Raw genomic sequence first — 24,462 nt, forward strand, 5'->3', positions numbered from 1 at the left:
ATTATTATTCTCATACTTTTTTAATATTCATTTTTTAGGTTTAACATGACCTTCATTAAAACACGTAAAAAAATCGTTTCCTCTGCAATTGTTTCATCTTTATCAATGGTGGCTGGATCTGCGATGGCAGAAGAACAGGTGATCCAGTTAGAGACGATTCATCAAGAAGTCAAAGCTGAACCGGCACCTAGCTTCAAAGTAAGCCAATCTGCAAACAGCAAATTTGTAGCGCCTTTACTCGATACCCCCAAGTCAGTTGCGCTCATTTCAAAACAGTTAATTGAAGATACACAAGTCACTACCTTAAGTGATGCCTTACGTACAGTTCCAGGGATTACCTTGGGCGCGGGTGAAGGTGGCAATCCAAACGGTGATCGTCCTTTTATTCGGGGTTATAATTCTGAAAGCTCCATGTATGTAGACGGCGTACGCAACGCCACTTCACAGAACCGTGAAATGTTTGCTGTCGAACAGGTTGAAGTCACCAAAGGTTCTGCATCTGCCATGGGCGGTGCAGGAACGACTGGTGGTAGTATCAACATGATTTCTAAAGTTGCTAAAGCGGGTGACTTTCTAGAAGGTTCTGTCGCGGGTGGTACTGACAACTATCAACGCATAACCTTGGATGGCAATAAAGATTTTGGAAATGGTATAGCAGCACGTGTGGCCGTGATGGGTCACCATAATGAAAAAGCTGGCCAGAAAAATGGTGCCGAATATAAACGTGCCGGTATTGCACCGAGTATTGTATTTGGTCTGGACACCCCTACCCGTGCGACTTTAAGTTATTACTATTTAAAATCGGATGACACGCCGGATTCAGGGGTTCCTTATAAGTATGATGCGGCAAAAAAAGCCACCGTCGGTAAACCTGTCGATGTAAAACAGGGCATTTATTATGGTTTATTAAGTCGTGATTTCCAGAAACAGGAAAATCAGATCGGTACCATCAAACTGGAACACGATTTAACGGATAACCTGACCCTGAGTAATACAGCGGTATATAGCACTGCCAAAAATGACTACTTATGGACCCAGCCAGATGACTCCAAAGGGAACGTGCTGAATGATAAAGTCTGGCGTCGTATAAACTCACGTATTACTGATACCAACATCTTTACCGACCAGCTTGCTTTGACAGGTAAGTTTAATACAGGTGCATTCAAGCATAGCTTTAATATAGGTGCAGAGTACTCAGATCAAAAATCTGACAAAGGTAACTACTTAACAAGTTATCCAGGCTATCCAGGTACCACCACAGGTGGTTTCAACAGCGACTGTGCTATCAACGATGCATGGTGTACATCATTAACTAATCCAGACTCACGTGATCAATGGTTGGGCTCTTCCGCAGCCAACAAAAATCTCACGACAACCACGACCGAGACTACATCTGTCTATCTCTTAGATAATATCGAGTTTAGCCCGCAATGGTTATTAGATTTGGGTTTACGTTGGGATAAATTTGATACCAAGCAAACCACAAACGCGACTGGCGACTCTATTGAAAATAATACCGATTTCCTGACCTATCAGGCTGGATTAATCTTTAAACCTGTTGAAAATGGTTCTATCTATGCAAGTTATGCGACTTCTGCCAATCCGGTCGGTGTAGATGGCGGGGATGGTTCAGAAGCAATTGGCCAAGTCTATATGGACTTAGATCCAGAAGAGAGCCGTACCTTTGAAATCGGTACAAAGTGGGATGTATTAAATGAAAGACTGAGTTTAACCGCTGCCGTGTTCCGTACTGAAAAACAAAATACACGGATTCAACTGGATGCTGCTACATATACCAATGGCGGCGAAACCCAAGTAGACGGTCTTGAGCTGGGCGTAAATGGCCAAATTACGGATAAATGGGCTGTATCTGCTGGTTATACTTATCTCGACAGTGAAACTGTGAACCCGGGCCCATCCTGTAACCGTCAAGGGGTATGTACACCTGACAATCCTGCCAAAGGTAAGCAAATGCAGAATGTACCTAAAAATTCTGCAACCCTTTGGACTACCTATGCTGTAACACCTGCTTTAACTTTAGGAGCGGGTGCTGTTGCAATGGATAAAGTTTATGGTGATGCAGCCAATACCAAGTGGGTTCCAGGTTATGTCCGTTATGATGCCATGGCGCGTTATAACGTGAATGAAAATGTTGATTTGCAATTAAACGTCAACAACCTGTCTGATGAACGTTACTTCACTAAAGCTTATGCCTCTCACTATGCCACTGAAGCAGAAGGCCGCAGTGCAGTGCTGGCAGTCAACTTTAAATATTAATTCGATATAAGCGCATAGCCTCCTGATGGGAGGCTATGCTATTTTGAAAATGCAATTATTCGAGGGTTTCCAGTGCTGCATCATATTCCAAATGTACTGAGCAAAGAACAGGTGCAATATTTCCGTGAGGAGATGAAGAAGATTGAGTGGGTCAATGGCAAAGTCACCGCTGGTACACTCTCTGCCAGCGTGAAACAGAATCAGCAATTACCTGAAGATCATCCACTCACTCATCATCTCAGCAATATTATTCTGGAATCCCTGGGACAGCATGCTTTATTTTTATCAGCTGCAATTCCTCTGGATATTATTCCTCCTCTGTTTAACCGCTATGAAAATAATGAATCTTTCGGCTTTCATGTCGATAATTCGATTCGTCGTATTCGCGGGAGCAATGAACGCCTCAGAACGGATTTATCCTGTACGGTTTTCCTGAGTGAGCCGGAAGAATATGTCGGTGGTGAACTGGTGGTCGAAGACACTTACGGTTATCACGAAGTGAAACTGCCTGCTGGCGATATGATTCTATATCCGTCGACCAGCCTGCATGAAGTCACTCCGATTACTTCTGGTTGCCGAATAGCCTCTTTTTTCTGGGTACAAAGTATGATTCGGGATGATGCAGAACGGCATATGCTGTTTAATCTGGATCAGAGTATTCAAAATCTGAGAATTGAGCTAGGTGATCAGCACGACGAAGTCATGAAACTGACCAATCTGTATCATAATTTAATGCGTAAATGGGCCGAGCTTTGAAAGCCAGCATGAATTTAGTGATCTGTGAACATAAGCAGATTTATTTTTTTGTAAAAAAATACTGCATCATCGGGTATTTAAGTGTAAAAAATCATGCATTAAGTTTAAATTAAGAAAATATAAAATAAAATATTTAAAATTAGCGAAAATATTTTCCATGACTTAAACTTTATAAGAAAATCTTTATTGAGATACGACTAAAATCCATAAAAAAAGCAAAAACTTTTCGATTTAACTGGATTAAACTAAATTGTATAAGTGATACATGCAGGTTTTGTGGTTAAAACTAAATTTCACATATTTCGGAAGTTTTTTAGTTTTAATCCTGGTTCCAACCTGCATGAAAATGATTATAGACAAAATCTATTCCGCAACCTTTGCCAGTGCTTCAACCAAACACAGGCTGTATCAGGTTACACAAGGAGCTCTCTCATGATGTTGGCTGATCCAAGTAAAAAATACCGTCGCATGTATCAACGTGTGGACTTACCAGACCGTCAATGGCCGAATAACGAAATCAATAAAGCGCCAATCTGGATGAGTACCGACCTGCGTGACGGTAACCAAGCGATCTTTGAGCCAATGAACATGGAGCAGAAATTCAAGATGTTCCAGATGCTGGTAAAAATCGGTTTCAAGCACATTGAAATCGGCTTTCCATCAGCTTCGCAAATTGACTTCGATTTCACCCGTAAATTGATTGAAGAAGGTCATATTCCGGATGACGTTTATATCGAGGTATTGGTTCAAGCCCGTGATCACTTGATTCAACGTACCTTTGAATCTTTACAAGGTGCGAAACGTGCCATTGTGCATATCTATAATTCCAACTCGCCGACATTCCGCAACAAAGTCTTGAATGTTGATGTAGAAGGTGCAAAACAGCTTGCCATTAATGCTGCACAAAAAGTGAAAGAATACGCCGCAAAACAGCCGGAAACTGAATTTATCTTCCAGTACAGCCCGGAATGTTTTACAGCAACCGAATTAGAAGTCGCGAAAGATGTCTGCGATGCAGTCACTGAAATCTGGGAAGCATCACCGACCAATAAAGTCATTTTGAACTTGCCTGCAACCGTAGAGGTTTCAGGACCACACATCTATGCCGATCAAATCGAATGGATGCACCGTAACATCGAGCGGCGTGACGGCGTGATTATTTCAGTTCACTGTCACAATGACCGTGGTTGTGGCATTGCCGCTTCAGAATTGGCGATTATGGCCGGTGCTGACCGGGTTGAAGGCTGCGTATTTGGGAATGGTGAACGTACCGGTAACGTTGACGTGGCTGCGATTGCCTTGAACATGTACACCCAGGGTGTAGCACCGAATTTGGATTTCTCCAACATCAATGAAATCATTGCGACTGTGGAAGAATGTACCGGTTTACCTGTGCACCCGCGTCATCCATATGCCGGCGATTTGGTCTTCACTGCATTCTCGGGTTCGCATCAGGATGCGATCAAAAAAGGTTTCGAGTTCCAGAAAAACGAAGAAATCTGGGATATGCCGTATTTGCCAATCGACCCGAAAGATTTGGGCCGTGATTATGACGCCGTAATCCGTGTGAATTCACAATCAGGTAAAGGTGGTATTGCCTACTTGTTAGAATCGAACTACAACGTGATCTTGCCGCGTCGTTTACAGATTGAATTCTCTCAGATCGTACAAAAACGTACCGATGAACAAGGCACTGAAATCAGCGCGACCGAAATCTGGAAGTTATTCAAGGAAACCTATGTGAATGCTAAAAACGTTCACTATTCTGCGAAAAACTACAAATTGTCAGATGATAACGGCAATCAGGTGATTGAGCTTGACCTTGAAATTGACGGTCAGTCCCGTCGTATCCGCGGTGAAGGCAATGGTCCAATTTCTGCAATTCTGGATGCACTTCAGTTGCCAATTGATGTCGTAAACTATGAAGAGCGCAGCATCAGTTCAGGTGCCCATGCCAAAGCATTGGCCTTGATCGAACTTCAAGTGAAAGGTACCGGTAAATCTGCCTTTGGTGCAGGGGTACATGACAACATCGTGACCTCTTCCATCGAAGCGATTATCGCATGTACCAACCGTCTGATTGATCAGGGTGTGTTAAGCACTGATCAGGTGATTGCTGCTGCCGTCTAAACACGGTATTAGAATTAGCAATAATCCATAGCATTAAAAAGACTTTAGAAGGATACCTGCAAATGGTATCCTTTTATTATTCATACTCAAGATTTTAAGGCGAATCCCTCCCGTGTCTTTTCCAGCTGACTCAGTGGGCATTGTTGTCCCACAAAAGTTCCAATTTGAAGAGCCGTTAGAGCTTGAATGCGGTCGCATCCTTCCCCGTTTTGAACTGATGGTTGAAACTTACGGCGAACTCAATGCCGATAAGTCCAATGCTATTTTGATCTGCCATGCGCTTTCCGGGCATCACCATGCTGCAGGCTATCATCATGAAGATGATAAAAAACCCGGCTGGTGGGATTCATGTATTGGCCCCGGCAAAGCCATTGATACGTCAAAATTCTTTGTGGTTTCACTGAATAATATTGGTGGCTGTAATGGCTCTACCGGCCCGACCTCACCCAATCCTGAACATGACAACCGTCCTTATGGCCCTGATTTTCCATTAGTTACGGTCCGCGACTGGGTCAAAACCCAAGCCCTGCTCTCTGACCGTTTAGGGATTGATACCTGGGATGCCATCATTGGCGGTTCACTGGGTGGCATGCAGGCATTGCAATGGTCAGTGGATTATCCAAACCGTTTAAGAAAATGCGTGATCATTGCCAGCGCTCCAAAGCTTTCTGCACAGAATATTGCCTTTAACGAAGTGGCACGTCAGTCGATTTTGTCAGACCCGGATTTCCATAATGGTCGTTATCTGGAAAATGACAGCTATCCAAAACGTGGCCTGATTCTGGCGCGTATGGTGGGCCATATTACTTACCTGTCCGAAGAGGCCATGAAGCAGAAGTTTGGCCGCGATTTGAAATCAGGCAAATTTATGTATGGTTTTGACGTTGAATTTCAGGTCGAAAGCTATTTGCGTTATCAGGGCGAACAGTTCAGCCGTAACTTCGATGCCAATACCTATCTGATTATGACCAAGGCACTGGATTACTTTGATCCGTCGCGTGAATATGAACAGTCGCTCAAAAAAGCCATGGCCAATACCCAGTGCAAATTCCTGGTGGTGTCATTCACCACTGACTGGCGTTTTACCCCTGCCCGCTCACAGGAAATCGTGGATGCCTTGATCAGCAATCACAAACCTGTCAGCTATCTGGATATTGATGCGGAACAAGGCCATGACTCCTTCCTGTTCCCGATTCCGCTCTATGTAAAATCTTTGCGTGCATTTCTCGGGGGTGAAGAACACCTGAAAGCAACACCGAAGGAGACCATATAATGCGTATCGATCAACAACTCGCTGAAAAGTGGATCAAGCCGGGTTCTAGCGTACTTGACCTCGGTTGTGGTGACGGTGAACTGCTGGCACAAATGAGCAAAAAGCACGATATTCGTGCATACGGATTAGAAATTGATCAGGAAAAGATTGCAATTGCAGTCAGTCGCGGGTTAAATATCATCCAGCAAGACTTAAACCTCGGCTTAAGCCGCTTTGCTGACCAGTCTTTTGACAATGTGGTCATGGCACAAGCTTTGCAAGCTGTAGATGCGCCTGACGTATTATTACGTGATATGGTGCGTGTGGGGAAACAGGCCATTATTACCTTCCCGAACTTTGCGCATTGGAAGACCCGTTCTTTCTTGGCAATCAAAGGGAGAATGCCGGTTTCTGAAGCCTTGCCGTATATGTGGTATAACACCCCGAATATCCACTTATGTACATTTCGTGATTTTGAAGCACTTTGTGCGGAAAATAATATCAAAATTATTAATCGACTCGCTGTGAACGGGAATCAAGAAGATAGTTTGCTGAGCAAGCATCTCCCTAATCTATTTGGTGAAGTCGCAATTTATCGAGTGAGCGCGCTATGAAAAAATTATTATTAAGTACGACGCTACTGGCGGGACTTTTTGGCATGCAAGCCCATGCAGATTATGTTGCACCTAGTCCATCTGTTGCCAGTCAGGCGGCTCAGTATTCCATCATGGATATCAACAGTCTGACCAAAGCAGCGAAAGCTGGTCAGGCCGGTGCACAGTTTTATCTGGCTACCAAATACCAGTATGGTAAAGACATTCAAAAAGATGAACGACAGGCCTTTGCCTGGTATAAAGCTGCTGCGGATCAAGGTCTGGCAGTTGCACAGCTGAATGTTGGCCGTATGCTGGCCGATGGCATTGGCACCAGAAAAGATGAAGTGCTGGCGCGTCAGTATTTTGAAAAAGCGGCTAGCCGTGGCGATAACCGTGCCAGCTTTAACCTGGCAATGATGGAAGAGAAAAAGAAAAACTATATGGGCGCTTACCAGTGGTATGAACTGTCTACCCGTGATGGCATGCTCGACAATAAGGTGATTACGCTGTCGGAAGGCAGAAAAACTGCCTTGGCAGCGAATTTAACCCAAGAGCAGATCCGTCAGGCACGTGACCGTGCCGACAGATGGATTCAGGCACAATAAGCTGAATGGTATAAATAGCACCTTCGGGTGCTTTTTTATTGCCGCAAATTCTTCATCCATTGCTAAAATAGCACCCATTCTTTATCTAATAATGAGTTTTTGACATGGCTGCAACTGACTGGTTATCCCAAGGTACACTGGTATTGGCGAGTAATAACAAAGGTAAAATTGCCGAGTTTGAAAAACTGTTTGCCGAGCTACAACTGCCGGTTGAAGTCGTAGCTCAAGGCAAGTTGAATATCGAAGATGCGATCGAAGATGGTCTAAGCTTTGTCGAAAATGCGATTATCAAGGCACGTCATGCCGCTAAAATTTCCGGAAAACCTGCTATTGCAGATGATTCAGGCATTTGTGTGCCGGTTCTTGGAGGCGCTCCCGGCATTTATTCGGCTCGTTATGCCGGTGAGCATGGCAACGATGCCGCCAATAATGAAAAACTGCTGGCCGATCTCAAACCCTTACGCCAAGAGGGTGAAGCAATTGAGGGTATGTTTGTTTGTGTACTGGCACTGGTCCAACATGCCGAAGATCCGTTACCGCAAGTCTTTCAGGGTATCTGGCACGGGGAAATTCTGGAAGCTGCACGTGGTGAAAATGGTTTTGGCTATGACCCCTTGTTCTGGTTACCGGAACTGGGGATTTCCAGTGCAGAAATGAGCAAGGAAGAAAAGAATAAAATTAGTCATCGTGGTCAGGCGATGCAGTTGTTTAAAGCGAGTTTGGCGAAATAAGTTTTCCATATTTTTCCCCTCTCCTTCTAGGAGATGAGCAGCACTGCTGCGCAAGGGGGAGGTAATTATAAAAATATCACTCACCCTTAGGAAAATCGAAAAAGCCCCCTCTCTTTAAAAAGAGAGGTTGGGAGGGATTCTACCCTCACCCCGACCCTCTCCCATAGGGCAGAGGGAGATTTCTAAATCCCCTTTTGCAAAGGGTGAACTTTTATAGATGAGGCATCAATACATGCACCACTGCCCCATATAAGGCAATCAAGATCACGCTGGCCAAAGTTCCCGAAGCAATATATTTGGCGGAATGGCCTGTTCCCTGATAATGGGTTTCCAGCGCCACAATATTGGCTGCAGGCGGCAATAAAAAGAACATCAGCATTACCGCATAAGTCAGCGTCTGCTGCGGAATAGGTAAATAATAATAAGCTGCGCCACACAGCAAAACTGCAAACAGCCCTCTATAAAAAATCATTTGCAGACTACGCATTAAATCGAAGCGGCTGATCCGCACATTACTCAGCCACATTCCCAGCACACACATGCCGCTAAAAGTCACCAGCACTTTATTGGCCTGATACAGTATCTCTATCCAAGGCACTTGCTGCCAGTGACTCAAATCCCAAAATGACAATAAAGCTGCCACCGAAAGTGCTACCACAGGTGGTGAGAGCAGTACATTTTTTAAAATATAGCCACTATCTTGTCTGGCTTCACTGACTGCCATTACCGCACAGACATTGCCAAACAAGGAACCACCGATGTACAGGGCCACCACGGTACTGGTCGCTTGCGGGCCAAAAACTGCCAGTGCAAAAGGAATCCCCAGCCATGCCCCGTTTAAATAGCTCAAACATAAAGCACGCAGTTTATTTTTTAGGGTGAAATAAAACAAGGCAAAGAATACGCAGGAACAGAAAAAGCTGAAGGCTATCAGCCACAAACTGCCCTCTTGGTAAAACACCATGTTATAGATAATCAGTACTGGAATCAGTACTCGGGCCAATAAAGCAGCCAAAAAAGGTCGAATCGGTTTTAAATATTGCACCCCCCAATAACCAGTCAGAAAAGACAGGAGGGGAAGAATCAAGGCCATGACAATGCTGCTGAGATTTCCAGATCAGGCTGTATGCTAGCACAGTATATTTTTCATTGAATTATGAAATTTTTTATATGAGTGATTCATTCCCCTGCTGCCGTGTCGGCAAACTGTCATCAAAGCGTCACTCCACTGTCATACAAGCCTGCTGAGATAGGTGCATGAAATATAGAGGATAAACTAATGGCAGGATTATCAATTTGGCATGTGCTGATTTTTGCAATTGTGGTGATTTTATTATTTGGCACATCCAAACTTAAAAATCTGGGTAAAGACGTGGGCGGCGCGATTAAAGACTTTAAAAAATCAGTCAAGGATGAAGAGGCTGAACAGGCCAAGCTTGCAGAGCCACGTACCATTGATGCCCAGGTCAAAACCTCTGAACATTCGGCTAAAAGTTAAGAGTTCGCTATGCTCAATATTGGAATGACCGAGCTGCTGATTTTCGGAATTATTGCGCTTTTGGTTCTTGGGCCAGATAAGCTTCCTGAAGCAGTACGTTTTGTCGGAACATGGTATGGCAAGATCAAGCGTATGGTGAGCAATGTTCAGAATGATCTTGATCGTGAATTACGCCTGTCCGAATTGCGTGAACAGATGCAAGCTGAAATGCAACGGATTCAGGAGCTGGAAGCCAGGATGCAGGCACAAATGGCAGATTTACAGCAGCCGATTGCAGCTGATCAACTAAAAATAAAACCTCAGCCTGCTCAACCCTTGCTTAGCTATAAGCCGGTGCAACAGCCCGTATCCTTCGTGTATTTACCTCAAACTCAAAACGTAATGTCTAAACCTCGCTATACAGATATAAAGGTGGCCGTATGACAACCTTGCCAACCACACCAGCCTCCAATGATGCTGCAGCGCTGAACCTGGAACAGATGCCAATCACCCAGCATTTGGTGGTATTAAGAAAGCATCTTTTTAAAGTGGTTGTGATCCTGATTGGCCTGTTTTTCTGTCTACTACCCTTTGCCAATCAGACTTATCAAAGGCTGTCTGAGCCACTGCGGGCACAATTACCCGCCAGCTCGACCATGATTGCCACAGATGTCACCGCAACCTTCATGGCCCCGTTTAAGCTGAACTTCTTTGTCGCGCTGATGATCGCGATGCCGTTTATTTTGTATCAGCTCTGGAGCTTTATTAAGCCTGCACTGTATGTCAGGGAAAAGAGTCTGGCCTTGCCGCTTTTGGTCGGCAGTATCGTGCTTTTTTATACCGGCATCAGCTTCGCCTATTTTGTGGCATTACCTTCGATACTGCATTTTTTTATCAGTGTTTCGCCGGAAACTGTGGCCCCGATGACCGATATCAACAGTTATCTCAGCTTCTGTTTAAAGCTGTTTCTGGTGTTTGGTTTTACCTTTGAAATCCCCATTATTACCCTGGTTCTGATCCTGATTGGCGCAGTTTCAACACAGACGCTGATCGAGAAACGGCGCTTTATTATTGTGGGCTGCTTCTTTGTGGCAATGTTCGTCACACCTCCAGATGCCCTGTCGATGATTATGCTGGCTGTTCCCATGTGGCTACTGTTTGAACTGGGTTTACTGGCAGGAAAACTGATCGAAAAACGTCGTTTAAAGACTGAATAATAACAACCCGCCAAAACAAGAACTCATCTATCTGTTCAGGCAGCCTTGGCTGTCTTTTTATTTTATATAATTAATAAAACACTGATTTATTTAATTTTAATGTCATATTTTCTTAAGATTACTGTCACATCCCAAGCTTAAGGTATTGAAAACTTCTACACCACCAAGCACTTACTTTTTAATTGGGACTTTAAAATGAAAAACGAAGACATGATACCTTGCCAGGATCTGATTGAAGACAGTAATAATTCCAACAATACCCACTTCCAAACGATCCTGAATCAACACATGAACCGCCGTAGCTTTATTGCAAAAACAGGCAGTGGTGCCATGGCATTGGCATTTGCTGCGTCGGTCAGTGGCTGTTCAGATGACAATGACGATGATAATTCTGCACCAGAAACACCACCAGCCAATGAAAAACCAGTAGATCAGCACGCCTGGAGCGATCTGGCGCAACGTCCAAGCAAGTTCGCGTTTGAGGGGGTCAAGAAAAACACCCAGAACTTTTTTACGGTGCCAGAAGGCTATGAGTTAAATGTATTCTATGCCGTCGGCGATCCAATCAATAGCAGTGTGCCAGAAAAATTGGATACAGAACTTCCATCAGGCGCTTCTTATCAGTTCCGTGCCGGGGACAACCATGACGGCATGTCCTTCTTCGGTATGGATCCACAGAAGAAAAATTATGCTGCAAAACAGTCACAACAAGGTTTGTTGGTGCTGAACCATGAGTATCTGCAACAATCGCAGTTACACACGCCAGGCGGTACGATTACGGTAGATGGTAAACGCCCTGAAGACCAGATTTTACGTGAAGTAAATGCACACGGGGTATCGGTGGTCGAAATCCAGAAAGACCCGAACACTCAGGCCGTCAAAATCAACCTGAACTCGCCATTTAACCGCCGTATTACCGCTGCCACTGAAATGGAATTACGTGGTCCGGCACGCGGTTCAGACCTGATGAAAACCCGTTTTTCGCCTGCAGGCACCCTGACGCGCGGTACCTTTGCCAACTGTGGTAATGGTTATACCCCGTGGGGAACTTATCTGACCGCGGAAGAAAACTGGAGCGGCTATTTCTCCCGTGACGAAGGCGATGTACGTACAGATGCCGAACAAGTTGCTTTGTCGCGTTATGGTCGTGGCGGTCCGGCAACCAGCCAGTATCGCTGGGATAAAACCGATGCTGAACTGACGGGTGAGCGCGATCTGTATGACCGCTGGAATATTACTGCACAGGCGGATGGCAGTGCCCTTACTGACTATCGCAATGCCATGAATACCTGTGGTTTTATTGTTGAAATTGATCCGTTCAGTGCCAGTGCCCGTCCGGTAAAACGTACTGCCTTGGGTCGTTTTGCCCATGAAGATTGCCGTTGCAGTAATCCTGTACCCGGTCAGCCGCTCGCATTCTATATGGGGGATGATGCAACCGGTGAATATATCTACAAATTTGTATCGGATGCAAAATGGGATCCTAAAGACGTCAACGGCGGTTATGCAGTCGGTGATAAATATATGGATCAAGGCACCTTATATGTCGCCCAGTTCAAGGAGGATGGTACCGGTCAATGGCTAGAACTCAGCCATGGTAAAAATGGCCTGGATGCATCAAATCCGGTGTATCCATTTAAAGACCAGGCAGATATTGTCGTGCATGCACGTCTGGCAGCCGACTATGTTCAAGCCACTAAAATGGACCGTCCGGAATGGGTAGCAGTAAACCCGGAAAATGGCGAAGTCTATATAACGCTGACCAACAACGGTAACCGTGGGCGTGCTTACCCGACTGATGCAGCCAATCCGCGTAGCTATATTGATTTCAAGGGTTCAAGTGCCAGCAACTCAGGCAATATGAATGGTCATATCATCCGTTTTAGTGAAACTGAAAATACAGTCAATGCCACTGCATTTGCCTGGGATATCTTCCTGTTCGGTGCAGAAGCGCGTGCTGCATCCAACATCAACCTGTCAGGTCTGGATGATTTAAATGACTTCTCCAGCCCGGATGGCATGTGGTTCGATCCGCGCGGAATTCTGTGGATTCAGACCGATGATGGTCAGTATACCGATGAAACCAACTGTATGATGCTGGCAGCACTGCCAGGTAAAGTAGGTGATGGAACCAAAGCGCTTGCTGCCAGCACCAAGGCAGAAGGACAAGCAACCTTTGTCGGTGCCAAGCTGAAGAATGATCGGGTTCGCCGTTTCCTCACTGGCCCATCAGGCTGTGAAATTACCGGTGTGACCATTACCCCGGACTACAAGGCGATTTTCGTAAACGTTCAGCATCCAGGGGGCGCATGGCCAGCCAACCAAAGCGAGCGTTATAGCCGTTTAGGCAAAGTGCCTCGCTCTGCGACTGTGGTGATTACCCGTAAAGATGGCGGCGCTATTGCGGGTGAAGCTTTGGAGCAAGCGACAGCATAAACAGCGGTTGTGAAAAAATGCCGGCAGATGTCGGCATTTTTTATATCTGGTACTTATTTTAGTTTGATTATTTTTTCAATAATTTGGCCAGCGGTCGCACCTTGTTGTGACTTTTCGATCCAGTGCCATTGTCCCTGCTGCATTCTCAAAAAATTGGAGCAACGGGTACCATAGGCCGGACTCTGGATAAAAGTCGAAGACAGCAGTTGTTCCATTTCCACTGAGATACCGGTATCTGGCAACAGCTCCGGAATCACCTTGCGTTCATCTTCCAAAATATCCCAGACTGCATGACACAGCTCCGCTTCTGCAATCTTTTGTTGTTGCAGCATCGGTAATAGTTCCTGGGTAAAGCGTTTCCGCAAATGCCGGGTCTTGTACCAGTCTTCACTCATCAATCCGTTTGAAACGACATAGACCCCATAGGCCAGTACGTGCGGTGCTTCCCCGCGATTGCTCATATACACCGCCTGCTGCTGGTCTCCCACAAACAGGTTAAAACCAGCATAATCACACTGTCTCTGTTCCAGATCTTGCGCGAAACGAATCGGAGTTAAGTCAGAATTTAAAAAGTCTTGAATAATATGTCCACGTGAAGTTGGATAGTGTTTTTTGTCCTGTCCGTCGCGGAAATTGGTGATCACCGCCCATCTTCCTGAGGCCGTAATGCCCATCCAGGTACCACCAGACTGTAAATCTTGCCCAGCAATAATCGGACTATTTTCCCATTCATATAAGCCATGCGTGGGACGTTGATAAAATTCGTCACGATTTGAAATCAGACATACTGGGGTCTGATCCAGAACCTGCCAAGCCAGTGCCACAATACACATAATTGATGCCCTCGATCTTTACACATTGAATGTACAACATTTTTCTTTGCTTTCAGCTAAAATCTGTGCAAAACAGAATCACAAGGAACAGGAATGCTCACCTATCCAAACATTGATCCCGTTGCGATTTCGCTCGGGCCTTTGCAAGTCCACTGGTATGGACTCATGTACCTCCTGGCTTTTCTATTTGCCTGGGGACTGGCAACTTATCGCGCTAAACAGCGTGGCTGGACGCCAGATATGGTCTCGGATCTGATTTTCTTTGGTGCTTTGGGTGTAATCATTGGTGGCCGTGTGGGCTATGTTTTATTCTACGGTTTTTCCCAGTTCCTGGCCGATCCTTTATGGCTATTCCAGATCTGGACTGGCGGCATGAGTTTCCATGGTGGCTTCCTCGGTGTGATTCTGGCCATGTTGTGGTGGTGCAAGAAATATAAGATGACCTGGTTCCAGACCCTGGATTTTATCGCACCTTGCGTGCCGACAGGGCTGATGTTTGGCCGGATTGGTAACTTTATTGGTGGTGAACTGTATGGCCGTCAGGTGACCGATCCAAACTTTGCCTGGGGTATGATTTTTCCGACCGATCCGCTGCAACTGGTGCGTCATCCATCTCAACTCTATCAGGCATTGTGTGAAGGTCTGATCCTGTTTATTGTGCTGTGGTGGTTTAGTTCCAAGCCGCGTCCGCGTATGGCAGTTTCGGCACTGTTCCTGATCGGTTACGGTCTGGCACGTTTTGTGGTCGAGTTCTTCCGTGAGCCGGACAATGGCCAGCTGTTTATTGGCTGGATGAGCAAGGGACAATTCCTGAGCCTGCCAATGATCCTGATTGGCTTGTGGATGATGTGGTATGCCTACCAGAAGAAAATTTATGACTGGGGTCCACAAAAAAACAGCTAAGAAAAGAGCTGAATTTAGCGAGGCAGAGGCCTCGCTTTTTTATATCCAAAATATGCTAAAGTGCCGATTATCTCTTCTATTCTTTCATTATTATGCTTGAGTTCTGGTTTAATCCGCAGGTATCTGTTTTCAAAAAACTGTTGATCTTTATTGTGATTGCCATGGCAGCTGCAGGCTTGTACTGGATGGAGCCGCTGCCCTTAGATGCGATTCTGATGTTTATCGGTACCGGCATTGTTTTTCTGATTTGCCGTTACTGTAAAATCCACTTTGCCAGTAAAAATCCGACTGGCTTGCTGTATAGACTCCTGACCTGGATTCCAATTGCCTTATTGCTTGCTTTAGTTTTTATGAACATGCAGCAGGGTGAAATCCTGATTCCAGGCGCGCAGGGTATTGCCTTTATGGCTCTGGCGATTTGCCTGTTTTCTCCCCTGTCCCTGCTCAATCAGAACAAATCAGATTCGGGTTCACCCCATGCTTGAGTTGTGGTATTCGGAACGCTGTACCCGTCAAATCAAGCTGATGGTCATTATTGCGACCTGTATCTTGATTTATGCAGCATCAACTGTGGCTCAGTTAGGTTCGGTATTTGTTGGCGTGAGTTTAGCGATTGGAATTGTTGTGCATTTATTGCACCATTCCCGCCTGAAAATTTCGAAGTCCAATCCCTATGCAAATGGCTTTAACGCCTTGAGCCGGGTCATTCCCATCATTGCCTTAATTACCCTATTCGGCTATTTGCCCGAGCAATATGCGCAATGGACAAAATTTGCTTTGGGTCTGCAATGTTTTGGTTTTACCGCGATTGGACTATTTATAGTCTCAGTCTATGAAAACCGTGCGAAACGTTTCAAAGAGTGAACTTTGCACACTTTTTTAGAAGTATGTTTCCAGACGATAGTAACTATAGGTCAGGTTTTTGGTGCGATAGATTGCATGACTATTCTGCTTGAAGTCTGATACCCAGGCAGTTCCTGAATATGCTGCAATGTGTCCATATTTATGATTTGAGGTACGATCAATAATATAGATATCACCTTTTTTAGGGCGGTCAAAAGAAGCATTAATTTTCTTATAACCCAATTGCATCAGGGTATTTCCCCAGTCTGCTGCGGCGACCGGATGATTCACGATTTTGGCACCCGAAGATTGCAGCCCGACACGAATACTGCGCGCACATTTTTGAGTACTGGTTCGACGGGTAATACCCTGCAAATAGCTTGTGAATTTCTCGATATTGATACGATGGCCGTTGCTTGAACTTACGGCTTTATGGATAGAACCTGTTGAAGGTTTTTTGGGATTTTGTTCAGCCTGAGAACGTAATATGATGTTCGCTTGAGCAGGTGCATGTATTGCACTCATGTCCATTGGTTGATCATAAACCATGCTTTACCTTTTACTCCACGCCGTAAATATCGGCTTTCATTTGTTAACGAACGGAGAATACTAGCCGGTTAAATGTTATTTTTCACATTCAATATGTAATAAAATTTTTCTATTGTTCGTTTAATGAAACTAAACTATTATTTTTTTTCGTATTATTTTTAGGAAATTTTTTATAAAAAATAAGATTTAATTTAGTTTTTTTTAATATTAATCCCATCAAAGTAAATTATTACAATCTTAGATTTCCTCCTATATTTATTCTCTTAACTATTTATAGGCAGCATTATTGCCAATTTTACTTATCGAAAAAAAGGATAACAATTTTCTACAGGATTACATCGCTGTAAGCCTTAGCTCATGTATTAGACTGATTCAGTACAAATAATTGAAGTGAACGGAGAAGAAAAAAATGACTCAGGATTTAGCTACTGTTTCTAATTTTGATCTGGAACATTATTTAGGAACCTGGTATGAAATCGCGCGTTTGCCGATGAAGCACCAACCTGAAGACAGCACTGATATTTCTGCAGTTTATAGCCTGAACGAAGATGGTACCGTTCGGGTCCAGAACCGTTGTCTGGATGGTGTTGGAAAGCTGGATGAAGCAATTGGAGAGGCCAGCATTGTTGATGCAGAGCATGGCAAGCTGGAAGTCAGCTTCTTGCCTGAGGGTTTGCGCTGGGTGCCTTTTACCAAAGGAGATTACTGGGTACTCAAACTGGATGAACAGTATGAAACTGCTCTGGTCGGGGAGCCGCATATGAAATATCTATGGCTACTGCATCGTAAACCAACGCTAGATGAAGCCACCAAACAGCAATATTTGGCCTATGCAGAATCACTGGGTTATGACCTGTCTGATCTGATTAATACCGTTCATACGGGCCAACCCACTGCTTAAACAAAATAAATTGGACCATTCAAAGGCATCTCTCAAGGATGCCTTTTTTACTGCGATTACTCTCTGGTTGAATCAGTTTTATCGCTATGCGGAAGTACTAAAAAAAATGTTATGATGAGCGCAATTTTGAGTTGCTCAGTTCAAAGAAAAGCAATTTTCAACAAATTTTAAGAGAGACCTATGCGCCAATATCTTGACCTTCTACAACATATCCTCGACCACGGCGGTGATAAAGGCGACCGTACCGGAACAGGTACACGCTCGGTATTTGGTCATCAGATGCGCTTTGATCTTTCTAAGGGATTTCCCCTACTCACCACCAAAAAAGTTCATTTCCGTTCTATCGTGATTGAATTGTTGTGGTTCCTGAAAGGTGATACCAATGTAAAGTATCTTCAGGACAACAAAGTCACGATCTGGGATGAATGGGCAACTGCGGAACAGACAGCACGTTTTGGCCGTCCTGAAGGCGAACTTGGTCCGGTATATGGTCATCAATGGCGTAACTTTGGCGCAACCAAAAATCCAGATGGCAGCTTTAAACAGGACGGTTTTGACCAGATCCAATGGCTGATCAATGAAATCAAGACCAATCCAAATTCACGTCGTCTGATTGTCTCTGGCTGGAATCCGAATGAAGCGGGGCAAGTGGCATTACCACCCTGTCATACCCTGTTCCAGTTTTTTGTGCATAACGGCAAACTCTCTTGCCAGCTGTACCAGCGTAGTGCCGATGTGTTTTTGGGTGTCCCGTTTAATATTGCCAGCTATGCCCTGCTGACGCATATGATTGCGCAGGTCTGTGATCTGGACGTCGGTGATTTTGTCTGGACCGGTGGCGATACCCATTTATATGCCAACCACTTTGAACAAGCACAATTACAATTAAGTCGTGAGCCACTTGGCCTGTGCCAGTTAAAATTGAACCCTGAAGTCAAAGACCTGTTCGATTTTAAATTTGAAGATATTGAAGTTGTCGGTTATGAATCACATCCGGGCATCAAAGCACCTGTCGCTGTTTAATATTCTTTATTATAAAGTTCCCCCTCTCTCAAGAGAGGGCTAGGAAGAGGCCTTTTACCATGCGTGACCTCTCTTCCTTTCCAAATATATTCCCGGGCCTAAAGCATAAAGGCAGTCAATATAGATTTTTAACCTTTCCTTCGTACAAGTAAAATATTAAACGAAGGACTTTGGGTTTGATGAGAAGGATTCAATACATGTCATTTCAAGATTTAGAAGTTGTACACGTCGTGGCAATGGATCAGCAGCGCTGTATTGGCAAGGACAATGACCTGCCTTGGCACATCTCAGCAGATCTTAAACATTTTAAGGAAATCACCCAGGGCGGCGTAATTGTGATGGGTCGCAAAACGCTTGAATCCATGGGCCGTGCCCTGCCCAAACGTGTGAACTGGGTGATTACCCGGGATGCCGACTGGTCTTTTGAGGGCACTAAAGTTGCGCATACGATTGAGGATGCCTTGAACCAGGCTGTAGCAGATGTAAAAGCCTCGGAAAATCCGAAGTCCATTTATATTATTGGCGGCGGCGAAATATTTAAACAGACCCTGGATATCGCTGATCGTCTGGAACTCACCCATGTCGAACTTGATGTAAAAGGTCATGCCTATTACCCGGAGATTCCGGCCGAGTTTGAAAAAGTTGCATCAGAACAACATATTGATGACAAAACCGGTATTGCATTTGAGTTCGCAACATACAGAAAATAAAGCCTATTTTCTATAAAAGATTGAGCATGCAAGGACGCAAAAAACCGGAAAAGCATTGGAGCCTGTGGTTACTCGGCAGTCTGTTTAGTTTATTTGTCCTGGGTTCAAGCTTGTGGTTAAGCCTGATGCTCTGGGTACAACAGCCTGTGGGTAAAATTGGCAGCATAATTCTGATAGGTCTTTGGCTCACATTTGCACTGGTCGTCCTCGGAATTTATTTTACTCGGCATCTGATTTCCCGCCAGGTGGATACCGTACTCTATCTGCTGGCCTTTCTGTTCAGCTTGTTGGCTTACTTCAGCATGGAGCCACGTCAGGATCGTGACTGGAACCCTGAAGTTTCCAGGCTGCTCTCCTATGAACAGCGAGGCAATCTGGTCACCCTGCACAATATCCGTAATTTCGACTGGCAACCGGATGGCCGCTATACTGAGCGCTGGGAAAGCCGCAGTTTTGATCTGAACCAGATTACCGGAGTGAATATCATCACGTCTTACTGGATGGGACCAAAAATTGCTCATACTCTGGTCAGCTTCGATTTTGCTAATCAAAAGCCACTCACCTTTTCAATTGAAATCCGCAAGGAGAAGAATGAGAATTTTTCAGCGATAGGTGGTTTTTTCCGAAAATACGAACTGAATCTGGTAGCATCGGACGAAAAGGATATTATTTATACTCGCAGCAATGTCCGCGGCGAACAGGTCTATTTCTTTCCGGTAAAGATGCCACAAGCTCAAGCCAAAGCATTATTTGTGGAATATCTCCATCAGGTCGATGCACTGGCCAAACAGCCGAAATGGTACAATACCCTGACCAGTAACTGTACTACGCTGGTCTTTGATATGGTGCAGGCAGTTTCGCAACAACAATTGCCCTCAGATTATCGGTTACTTGCCTCCGGCTATTTACCGAACTATCTTTATGATCTGAAAGTACTGGATCAGTCCTGGGATATGCATACCTGGTATCAGCGAGCACACGTTAATCCACGGGTGAAACAGACCGCCGAGCTGTCCAGTCAGGATTATTCACATCTGATCCGGCAGGGCCTGCCAAAACCAGACATGTGATAACTCTACAGTAATATCCACTTCAATAAAGATACAAAATCAACTGGAACCTTAATCATTTTTTTGTTTAGATACAAATGGCTAATCTATGATCAGGGTATCTCTCATGCTAAAAAAATTAACTGCCATCGCCATTTTAGGTTCGGTCTTAACGGTCATGGGTTGTGAAACTGTCCCATCTACCGCCACCACACAAACCGCGAATCATTTACAACTTTTGCAGAATCGTACCTGGATTGCGACCCAGATTGGCAATACTGAAATCAAAACAGTACCAGCAGCAAGCAATATTCCAAGCCTGCAATTTGATGCCAGCACCCAGCGTGTTTCAGGTTCAGATGGCTGTAACCGGATCATGGGTAGCTATATAGCAGGTAAAGACACCTTGAATCTGAGTCAAATGGCCACTACACGCATGGCCTGTATGAATAATGGTCAGCTAGATCAAAAATTTAATGAAGCTTTAAGCAAAGTGACGCATTATCAAGTATATGGAAAAACATTGAAACTGTTGGATCGACATGGCAACTTGTTAATCCAGCTGGAAAATGCGGTTCAGCCACGCTAATAAGCCTCCTACAAAAAGCCTGCATTTACAGGCTTTTTTATCTTTCATACTGGTGGGCTAGAATTAAACCATCAGCCTATTTCAATTGAATGAGGAATCAACCATGCAACAAGCACTTTTCGGTGGTGGATGCTTTTGGTGTACCGAGGCGGTATTTTTACAAATCCAGGGAGTTCAGCGGGTTCTAAGTGGCTATGCAGGTGGTCATACAACTAATCCCAATTATGATGACGTGTGCGAGGGTGAAACCGGACATGCTGAAGTGATTCTGATCGATTTCGATGAAAACCAGATCAGTTATACACAGTTACTTGATGTATTTTTTGCAACCCATGATCCAACAACCTTGAACCGTCAGGGCAATGACGTTGGCACCCAATATCGTTCTGTGATTTTTTATTTGAATGATGAGCAACAACAACAGGCACAGCAGGCGATTGATGCCCTGAAAGCCGATGGCATCAATATCGTGACTGAAGTCAGCCCTGCCCCGACTTTTTATCCTGCAGAAGAATATCATCAGAACTTCTTTGCCAAGAATCCCACTCAAGGCTATTGCAATTTTGCCATTCCGCCAAAATTGAACAAATTACGCAGCAAGTTTACAACCTTGTTAAAAACTCATTAAGTTTCATGAAAAATAGGCATAAAAAAAGCGACTGCAATCAGTCGCTTTTTTTACTTACTGAATCTTAGTTATCAGTTGCAAAAGCAATATCGCTGAGTCCGGCTCCACTCGCGCGCGACATGACTTGCGCCACCGTATCATAACGTGATTCTTTATCTGCTTTCAGCACAATCGTCGGCTGACGTTCAGACTGTCCGGCTTCATTGAAGCGGGTTTCAAGCTGCTCTAGCGTCAGTACATCGGCATTCCAGGCAATGTCACCTTCTGCATTGATGCTAATCGTGACATTTTCAGGCGGCAGATCGATAATTTCCGCAGTAGTTTGTGGCAAGGTTAATGGAATTGACGGGTTCGCAACGGTCGCTGTCACCAGAAAGATGATCATCAATACCAACATAATGTCGATGAGTGGAATGAGGTTCATCTCATTCATGCCTACATCGTTGTCTTCACCCAGTTGAAAAGCCATTAAGCTTGACCTCCCACGAAACTTTGTTGCGTAATCTGCGCATCAGATTTTTTTGCAGCAGATTCCTGTTGCAGCATGGTATCAATCAACAGACCATGCGCCTGATCTTGCAGTTCATGTGCCAGGCCACGATTCATACGCACACAGATGTTATATGCCAGTACCGCAGGAATCGCGACGGCCAGACCCAATCCGGTCATAATCAAGGCCTCACCGACTGGGGTTGCTACTTGTGCAAGGCCAGCCTGACCACTTTTACCAACCGCAACCAGCGCATGGAAAATTCCCCATACCGTACCGAACAAACCGACAAAAGGTGAAATTGAAGCAATTGTACCAAGAACCGATACACCTTTTTCGGCATTGGCTTTCTCTGCTGAAATCTGGCGTAACAGCGCCTGTTCTGCCACTGCCTTACGCTGTTCAAAGCCCAAAGGAGCCAGTTTGGTTTTCAGTTTTTCCAATGCCTGAGATAACTGAGCATAGGCAATCTGTTTCAATTGGCGAGTGCCCATCAAACGAAGCACAAAAATGGTCCATGTCGCAATCGACATTGCCAATAACACGAAATACAGCGTTTTACTGACTGCATCAGCGTGTTGCCAATAAACTGAAAAGTTCATATTCGAACTCCTAATGGGTTAGCCGTTATTTAACCTGAAAATCGAAAGGCTGTTCCACACGGGTTGGATAAGCCACACCATTTTCAACATATTTGGTGAGTTGTGCACGACGTACCGCTGCTTCTACTTTGCGCGTTACTGCCGGGCTACAATCTGAGTTTCGTGCAGTCGCGGAGACCACTTTGCCCTGTTCATTTGCTGCCACGTCCACTACCAGCGAACAGGCTGATTTTAATTCACTCGAAGATAATGAAACTTTCGGTGAACGCTGCCAAGAAACACCTCCGCCAATCGATACACTTTTCGGTGATGGAGGTGCAGCAGGTGCAGGGGGCGCCACAGGTGCAGGTGGTGCAACTGGAGCGGGTGCCGGTTTTACTTTAGTTTCAGTGACCACGGTTGGCACTACCGGAGCCGGAGCCGGTTTTGCTTCAACTGGCGGTGCTGTAACTACTTTAGGCGCTTCCACCTTTTTCACCTGTTCAATTTTTTCTACTTTTTTGGGTGGCGGTGGCAGCGGTTTTTCTACAATTTTGACTTCTTTTTTAGGCTTAGGTGGCTCTTTTTGTGGCTCGGCCTTTGGCTTTGGCGGTAAAGGTTTCGGTGCTTCCTGAAGTTTGACAAAGCGCACTTTTAAGGGCTGCTTATCAATGGGTGTCAGTTCAGGCGCTTGCATCTGGCTGATCGCATATAACACACCCACATGCCCAACAAGTACAGCCGCAACGATAGAGATGACTTTCTTTTTCATCTGATTCGGCGGTGTAGGCATTTGGGGCGCAGCAACTTGACTCATTAAATCTATTACCTTGAGGAGATGATGTGAAACAAACTATCAAGCTCATCGGTTAGCACAATTAAAGTATGGCAATAATAAATGAGAAGTGTTTTCATTTGCAACTGCTAATCTTAGCTTTGACTGTTTTTTTTGCATCAAAACAAAAAAAGGCACACTAAAAGTATGCCTTTTTAAAATCCAATGCAAGTCTTATTGGAACACGACAGTCTTGTTACCATCGACAATAATACGGTCTTCCAGATGCCATCTGACCGCACGGGCCAATACATTACGCTCTACATCCTGACCCAGTTCACGTAACTGTTCAACAGTAAAGTCATGGTTCACGCGCTCCACATCCTGCTCGATGATTGGCCCCTGATCCAGATCAGCTGTCACATAGTGGGCAGTTGCACCAATCAGTTTGACACCCTTGTCATAAGCCTGCTTGTACGGATTGGCACCCACGAAAGCTGGCAGGAATGAATGGTGGATATTGATCACTTTCATTTCCCACTTGCTGACAAACTCTTCATCCAGAATCTGCATATAACGCGCCAGTACCAACAGGTCATTGCCCTGCATCAACTGGTCAATTTCTTCATAAGCCTCACGCTTGTTGTCTTTGGTTACTGGCACCACTTCAAATGGAATACCAAAGTTTTCAACTGCTTCGCGTAAGGTCTCGTGATTCGATACCACTTTGGTAATTTCACAAGGTAAACCACCACGTGCATGACGCCATAACAGTTCCAGCAAGGCATGATCAACCTTGGACACCAGAATACCGACTTTCTTCACATCACTGACCAGAGCCAGACGCCATTGCATGCTATAGCGTTCCGCTACATTCGCTGCAAAAGTCTGGATAATGCTTTCTTTGCGACTTTGAAGATTATCTAATTCAAATTCAACGCGCATGAAATAACGTCCGCCCTGCGCTGCTGTCGCATATTGGTCAAGCGCAGTAATGTTAGCACCTTGATGATACAAGAAGCTTGAAACAGCCTGCACGATGCCCGGCTTGTCTTCACAAGTAATCAATAAACGTGCGGTGTTAGCAGTCGTCATATTCATGTTGGTTTAA

The 24,462-nt window shown here is 44.9% G+C and carries 27 protein-coding genes; 20 read left to right on the forward strand and 7 right to left on the reverse strand.

Features of this window, described 5'->3' with window-relative positions; genetic code table 11:
• Window positions 1-45: 45 nt before the first annotated feature.
• The 7 genes from AY605_RS02115 (at window position 46) to rdgB (ending at window position 8,347) form a co-directional block, all read left to right on the forward strand.
• The gene (locus AY605_RS02115; RefSeq protein ID WP_064094820.1) at window positions 46-2,277 is read left to right on the forward strand and encodes a TonB-dependent receptor; all 2,232 of its coding nucleotides are present in this window, start codon (window positions 46-48) and stop codon (window positions 2,275-2,277) included.
• Window positions 2,278-2,349: 72 nt separating this feature from the next.
• Window positions 2,350-3,033, forward strand: a complete 684-nt coding sequence (locus tag AY605_RS02120; protein WP_064094821.1) for a Fe2+-dependent dioxygenase — start codon at window positions 2,350-2,352, stop codon at window positions 3,031-3,033.
• A 432-nt stretch (window positions 3,034-3,465) separates the two neighbouring features.
• Entirely contained in the window at window positions 3,466-5,163 is a 1,698-nt protein-coding gene (gene leuA, locus AY605_RS02125) for a 2-isopropylmalate synthase (protein ID WP_064094822.1), read from the forward strand.
• Between the two features lie 112 nt (window positions 5,164-5,275).
• A complete protein-coding gene (gene metX, locus AY605_RS02130; protein ID WP_064094823.1) occupies window positions 5,276-6,436 on the forward strand; it encodes a homoserine O-succinyltransferase MetX in 1,161 nt (386 codons plus the stop codon).
• Window positions 6,436-7,029: a methionine biosynthesis protein MetW gene (gene metW / locus AY605_RS02135; RefSeq protein WP_004278415.1), complete on the forward strand. Its 594-nt coding sequence runs from the start codon at window positions 6,436-6,438 to the stop codon at window positions 7,027-7,029. The genes metX and metW overlap by 1 nt, the downstream gene beginning before the upstream one ends.
• Window positions 7,026-7,616: a tetratricopeptide repeat protein gene (locus AY605_RS02140; protein WP_064094824.1), complete on the forward strand. Its 591-nt coding sequence runs from the start codon at window positions 7,026-7,028 to the stop codon at window positions 7,614-7,616. Before metW ends, AY605_RS02140 begins: the two co-directional genes overlap by 4 nt.
• 104 nt (window positions 7,617-7,720) lie before the next feature.
• The gene (gene rdgB, locus AY605_RS02145; RefSeq protein ID WP_064094825.1) at window positions 7,721-8,347 is read left to right on the forward strand and encodes an RdgB/HAM1 family non-canonical purine NTP pyrophosphatase; all 627 of its coding nucleotides are present in this window, start codon (window positions 7,721-7,723) and stop codon (window positions 8,345-8,347) included.
• A 211-nt stretch (window positions 8,348-8,558) separates the two neighbouring features.
• On the opposite strand, the gene AY605_RS02150 is transcribed toward rdgB, so the two are convergent.
• On the reverse strand, window positions 8,559-9,440 hold the full coding sequence (locus tag AY605_RS02150; protein WP_064094826.1) for a hypothetical protein: 882 nt from the start codon (window positions 9,438-9,440) through the stop codon (window positions 8,559-8,561).
• Between the two features lie 186 nt (window positions 9,441-9,626).
• Between AY605_RS02150 and tatA the strand changes: the two genes are divergently transcribed.
• From tatA to AY605_RS02170, 4 genes are all read left to right on the forward strand, one after another.
• Complete coding sequence (gene tatA / locus AY605_RS02155; protein ID WP_064094827.1) at window positions 9,627-9,845, forward strand: Sec-independent protein translocase subunit TatA; 219 nt, start codon at window positions 9,627-9,629, stop codon at window positions 9,843-9,845.
• Window positions 9,846-9,854: 9 nt separating this feature from the next.
• On the forward strand, window positions 9,855-10,268 hold the full coding sequence (tatB, locus tag AY605_RS02160) for a Sec-independent protein translocase protein TatB (RefSeq protein ID WP_064094828.1): 414 nt from the start codon (window positions 9,855-9,857) through the stop codon (window positions 10,266-10,268).
• Window positions 10,265-11,041 carry a twin-arginine translocase subunit TatC gene (gene tatC / locus AY605_RS02165; protein ID WP_064094829.1) on the forward strand — a complete coding sequence of 259 codons (777 nt, stop codon included), beginning with the start codon at window positions 10,265-10,267 and terminating at the stop codon, window positions 11,039-11,041. The genes tatB and tatC overlap by 4 nt, the downstream gene beginning before the upstream one ends.
• Window positions 11,042-11,236: 195 nt before the next feature.
• Window positions 11,237-13,477 (forward strand): PhoX family protein, encoded by a 2,241-nt coding sequence (locus AY605_RS02170; protein ID WP_064094830.1) that lies wholly within the window; start codon window positions 11,237-11,239, stop codon window positions 13,475-13,477.
• 53 nt (window positions 13,478-13,530) lie between these two features.
• On the opposite strand, the gene AY605_RS02175 is transcribed toward AY605_RS02170, so the two are convergent.
• Window positions 13,531-14,310 (reverse strand): NRDE family protein, encoded by a 780-nt coding sequence (locus AY605_RS02175; protein WP_064094831.1) that lies wholly within the window; start codon window positions 14,308-14,310, stop codon window positions 13,531-13,533.
• A 93-nt stretch (window positions 14,311-14,403) separates the two neighbouring features.
• On the opposite strand from AY605_RS02175, the gene lgt reads away from it, so the two are divergent.
• The 3 genes from lgt to AY605_RS02190 all read left to right on the forward strand — a co-directional run bounded on the left by lgt (window position 14,404) and on the right by AY605_RS02190 (window position 16,077).
• Window positions 14,404-15,213 (forward strand): prolipoprotein diacylglyceryl transferase, encoded by an 810-nt coding sequence (gene lgt / locus AY605_RS02180; RefSeq protein WP_064094832.1) that lies wholly within the window; start codon window positions 14,404-14,406, stop codon window positions 15,211-15,213.
• A 92-nt stretch (window positions 15,214-15,305) separates the two neighbouring features.
• Window positions 15,306-15,698 (forward strand): hypothetical protein, encoded by a 393-nt coding sequence (locus AY605_RS02185; RefSeq protein ID WP_064094833.1) that lies wholly within the window; start codon window positions 15,306-15,308, stop codon window positions 15,696-15,698.
• The gene (locus tag AY605_RS02190; protein ID WP_064094834.1) at window positions 15,691-16,077 is read left to right on the forward strand and encodes a hypothetical protein; all 387 of its coding nucleotides are present in this window, start codon (window positions 15,691-15,693) and stop codon (window positions 16,075-16,077) included. The genes AY605_RS02185 and AY605_RS02190 overlap by 8 nt, the downstream gene beginning before the upstream one ends.
• Before the next feature lie 15 nt (window positions 16,078-16,092).
• On the opposite strand, the gene AY605_RS02195 is transcribed toward AY605_RS02190, so the two are convergent.
• Window positions 16,093-16,605 (reverse strand): CHAP domain-containing protein, encoded by a 513-nt coding sequence (locus tag AY605_RS02195; RefSeq protein WP_064094835.1) that lies wholly within the window; start codon window positions 16,603-16,605, stop codon window positions 16,093-16,095.
• 409 nt (window positions 16,606-17,014) lie between these two features.
• Here AY605_RS02195 and AY605_RS02200 point away from each other — a divergent pair, with 409 nt between their 5' ends.
• From AY605_RS02200 to msrA, 6 genes are all read left to right on the forward strand, one after another.
• A complete protein-coding gene (locus AY605_RS02200; RefSeq protein ID WP_064094836.1) occupies window positions 17,015-17,506 on the forward strand; it encodes a lipocalin family protein in 492 nt (163 codons plus the stop codon).
• A 180-nt stretch (window positions 17,507-17,686) separates the two neighbouring features.
• Window positions 17,687-18,529 carry a thymidylate synthase gene (gene thyA, locus AY605_RS02205; protein ID WP_064094837.1) on the forward strand — a complete coding sequence of 281 codons (843 nt, stop codon included), beginning with the start codon at window positions 17,687-17,689 and terminating at the stop codon, window positions 18,527-18,529.
• A gap of 197 nt (window positions 18,530-18,726) precedes the next feature.
• Window positions 18,727-19,239, forward strand: a complete 513-nt coding sequence (locus AY605_RS02210) for a dihydrofolate reductase (protein ID WP_064094838.1) — start codon at window positions 18,727-18,729, stop codon at window positions 19,237-19,239.
• A 26-nt stretch (window positions 19,240-19,265) separates the two neighbouring features.
• Window positions 19,266-20,309: a DUF4105 domain-containing protein gene (locus AY605_RS02215; RefSeq protein WP_064094839.1), complete on the forward strand. Its 1,044-nt coding sequence runs from the start codon at window positions 19,266-19,268 to the stop codon at window positions 20,307-20,309.
• 106 nt (window positions 20,310-20,415) lie between these two features.
• On the forward strand, window positions 20,416-20,877 hold the full coding sequence (locus AY605_RS02220; protein ID WP_064094840.1) for an META domain-containing protein: 462 nt from the start codon (window positions 20,416-20,418) through the stop codon (window positions 20,875-20,877).
• A gap of 103 nt (window positions 20,878-20,980) precedes the next feature.
• Window positions 20,981-21,505: a peptide-methionine (S)-S-oxide reductase MsrA gene (gene msrA, locus AY605_RS02225; protein WP_064094841.1), complete on the forward strand. Its 525-nt coding sequence runs from the start codon at window positions 20,981-20,983 to the stop codon at window positions 21,503-21,505.
• A 64-nt stretch (window positions 21,506-21,569) separates the two neighbouring features.
• Here msrA and AY605_RS02230 read toward each other — a convergent pair whose 3' ends face one another.
• From AY605_RS02230 to purU, 4 genes are all read right to left on the reverse strand, one after another.
• Window positions 21,570-21,974: an ExbD/TolR family protein gene (locus tag AY605_RS02230; protein WP_064094842.1), complete on the reverse strand. Its 405-nt coding sequence runs from the start codon at window positions 21,972-21,974 to the stop codon at window positions 21,570-21,572.
• Window positions 21,974-22,597, reverse strand: a complete 624-nt coding sequence (locus tag AY605_RS02235; RefSeq protein WP_064094843.1) for a MotA/TolQ/ExbB proton channel family protein — start codon at window positions 22,595-22,597, stop codon at window positions 21,974-21,976. The genes AY605_RS02230 and AY605_RS02235 overlap by 1 nt, the downstream gene beginning before the upstream one ends.
• 25 nt (window positions 22,598-22,622) lie before the next feature.
• On the reverse strand, window positions 22,623-23,393 hold the full coding sequence (locus AY605_RS02240) for a hypothetical protein (RefSeq protein ID WP_064094844.1): 771 nt from the start codon (window positions 23,391-23,393) through the stop codon (window positions 22,623-22,625).
• Window positions 23,394-23,585: 192 nt separating this feature from the next.
• Window positions 23,586-24,452, reverse strand: coding sequence for a formyltetrahydrofolate deformylase (gene purU / locus AY605_RS02245; protein WP_064094845.1), 867 nt, complete (start codon window positions 24,450-24,452; stop codon window positions 23,586-23,588).
• Between the last annotated feature and the right edge of the window lie 10 nt (window positions 24,453-24,462).

This window comes from Acinetobacter sp. SFD (assembly GCF_001647575.1).
In the GTDB taxonomy this organism is placed as follows: Bacteria; Pseudomonadota; Gammaproteobacteria; order Pseudomonadales; family Moraxellaceae; genus Acinetobacter; species Acinetobacter pecorum.

Coding starts and splice junctions, on each gene's coding strand:
- AY605_RS02115 (WP_064094820.1), top strand. CDS start 46: ATGACCTTCATTAAAACACGTAAAAAAATCGTTTCCTCTGCAATTGTT.
- leuA (WP_064094822.1), top strand. CDS start 3,466: ATGATGTTGGCTGATCCAAGTAAAAAATACCGTCGCATGTATCAACGT.
- metW (WP_004278415.1), top strand. CDS start 6,436: ATGCGTATCGATCAACAACTCGCTGAAAAGTGGATCAAGCCGGGTTCT.
- AY605_RS02140 (WP_064094824.1), top strand. CDS start 7,026: ATGAAAAAATTATTATTAAGTACGACGCTACTGGCGGGACTTTTTGGC.
- rdgB (WP_064094825.1), top strand. CDS start 7,721: ATGGCTGCAACTGACTGGTTATCCCAAGGTACACTGGTATTGGCGAGT.
- AY605_RS02150 (WP_064094826.1), bottom strand. CDS start 9,440: ATGGCCTTGATTCTTCCCCTCCTGTCTTTTCTGACTGGTTATTGGGGG.
- tatA (WP_064094827.1), top strand. CDS start 9,627: ATGGCAGGATTATCAATTTGGCATGTGCTGATTTTTGCAATTGTGGTG.
- tatB (WP_064094828.1), top strand. CDS start 9,855: ATGCTCAATATTGGAATGACCGAGCTGCTGATTTTCGGAATTATTGCG.
- tatC (WP_064094829.1), top strand. CDS start 10,265: ATGACAACCTTGCCAACCACACCAGCCTCCAATGATGCTGCAGCGCTG.
- AY605_RS02170 (WP_064094830.1), top strand. CDS start 11,237: ATGAAAAACGAAGACATGATACCTTGCCAGGATCTGATTGAAGACAGT.
- AY605_RS02175 (WP_064094831.1), bottom strand. CDS start 14,310: ATGTGTATTGTGGCACTGGCTTGGCAGGTTCTGGATCAGACCCCAGTA.
- lgt (WP_064094832.1), top strand. CDS start 14,404: ATGCTCACCTATCCAAACATTGATCCCGTTGCGATTTCGCTCGGGCCT.
- AY605_RS02185 (WP_064094833.1), top strand. CDS start 15,306: ATGCTTGAGTTCTGGTTTAATCCGCAGGTATCTGTTTTCAAAAAACTG.
- AY605_RS02190 (WP_064094834.1), top strand. CDS start 15,691: ATGCTTGAGTTGTGGTATTCGGAACGCTGTACCCGTCAAATCAAGCTG.
- AY605_RS02195 (WP_064094835.1), bottom strand. CDS start 16,605: ATGGTTTATGATCAACCAATGGACATGAGTGCAATACATGCACCTGCT.
- AY605_RS02200 (WP_064094836.1), top strand. CDS start 17,015: ATGACTCAGGATTTAGCTACTGTTTCTAATTTTGATCTGGAACATTAT.
- thyA (WP_064094837.1), top strand. CDS start 17,687: ATGCGCCAATATCTTGACCTTCTACAACATATCCTCGACCACGGCGGT.
- AY605_RS02210 (WP_064094838.1), top strand. CDS start 18,727: ATGTCATTTCAAGATTTAGAAGTTGTACACGTCGTGGCAATGGATCAG.
- AY605_RS02215 (WP_064094839.1), top strand. CDS start 19,266: ATGCAAGGACGCAAAAAACCGGAAAAGCATTGGAGCCTGTGGTTACTC.
- AY605_RS02220 (WP_064094840.1), top strand. CDS start 20,416: ATGCTAAAAAAATTAACTGCCATCGCCATTTTAGGTTCGGTCTTAACG.
- msrA (WP_064094841.1), top strand. CDS start 20,981: ATGCAACAAGCACTTTTCGGTGGTGGATGCTTTTGGTGTACCGAGGCG.
- AY605_RS02230 (WP_064094842.1), bottom strand. CDS start 21,974: ATGGCTTTTCAACTGGGTGAAGACAACGATGTAGGCATGAATGAGATG.
- AY605_RS02235 (WP_064094843.1), bottom strand. CDS start 22,597: ATGAACTTTTCAGTTTATTGGCAACACGCTGATGCAGTCAGTAAAACG.
- AY605_RS02240 (WP_064094844.1), bottom strand. CDS start 23,393: ATGAGTCAAGTTGCTGCGCCCCAAATGCCTACACCGCCGAATCAGATG.
- purU (WP_064094845.1), bottom strand. CDS start 24,452: ATGAATATGACGACTGCTAACACCGCACGTTTATTGATTACTTGTGAA.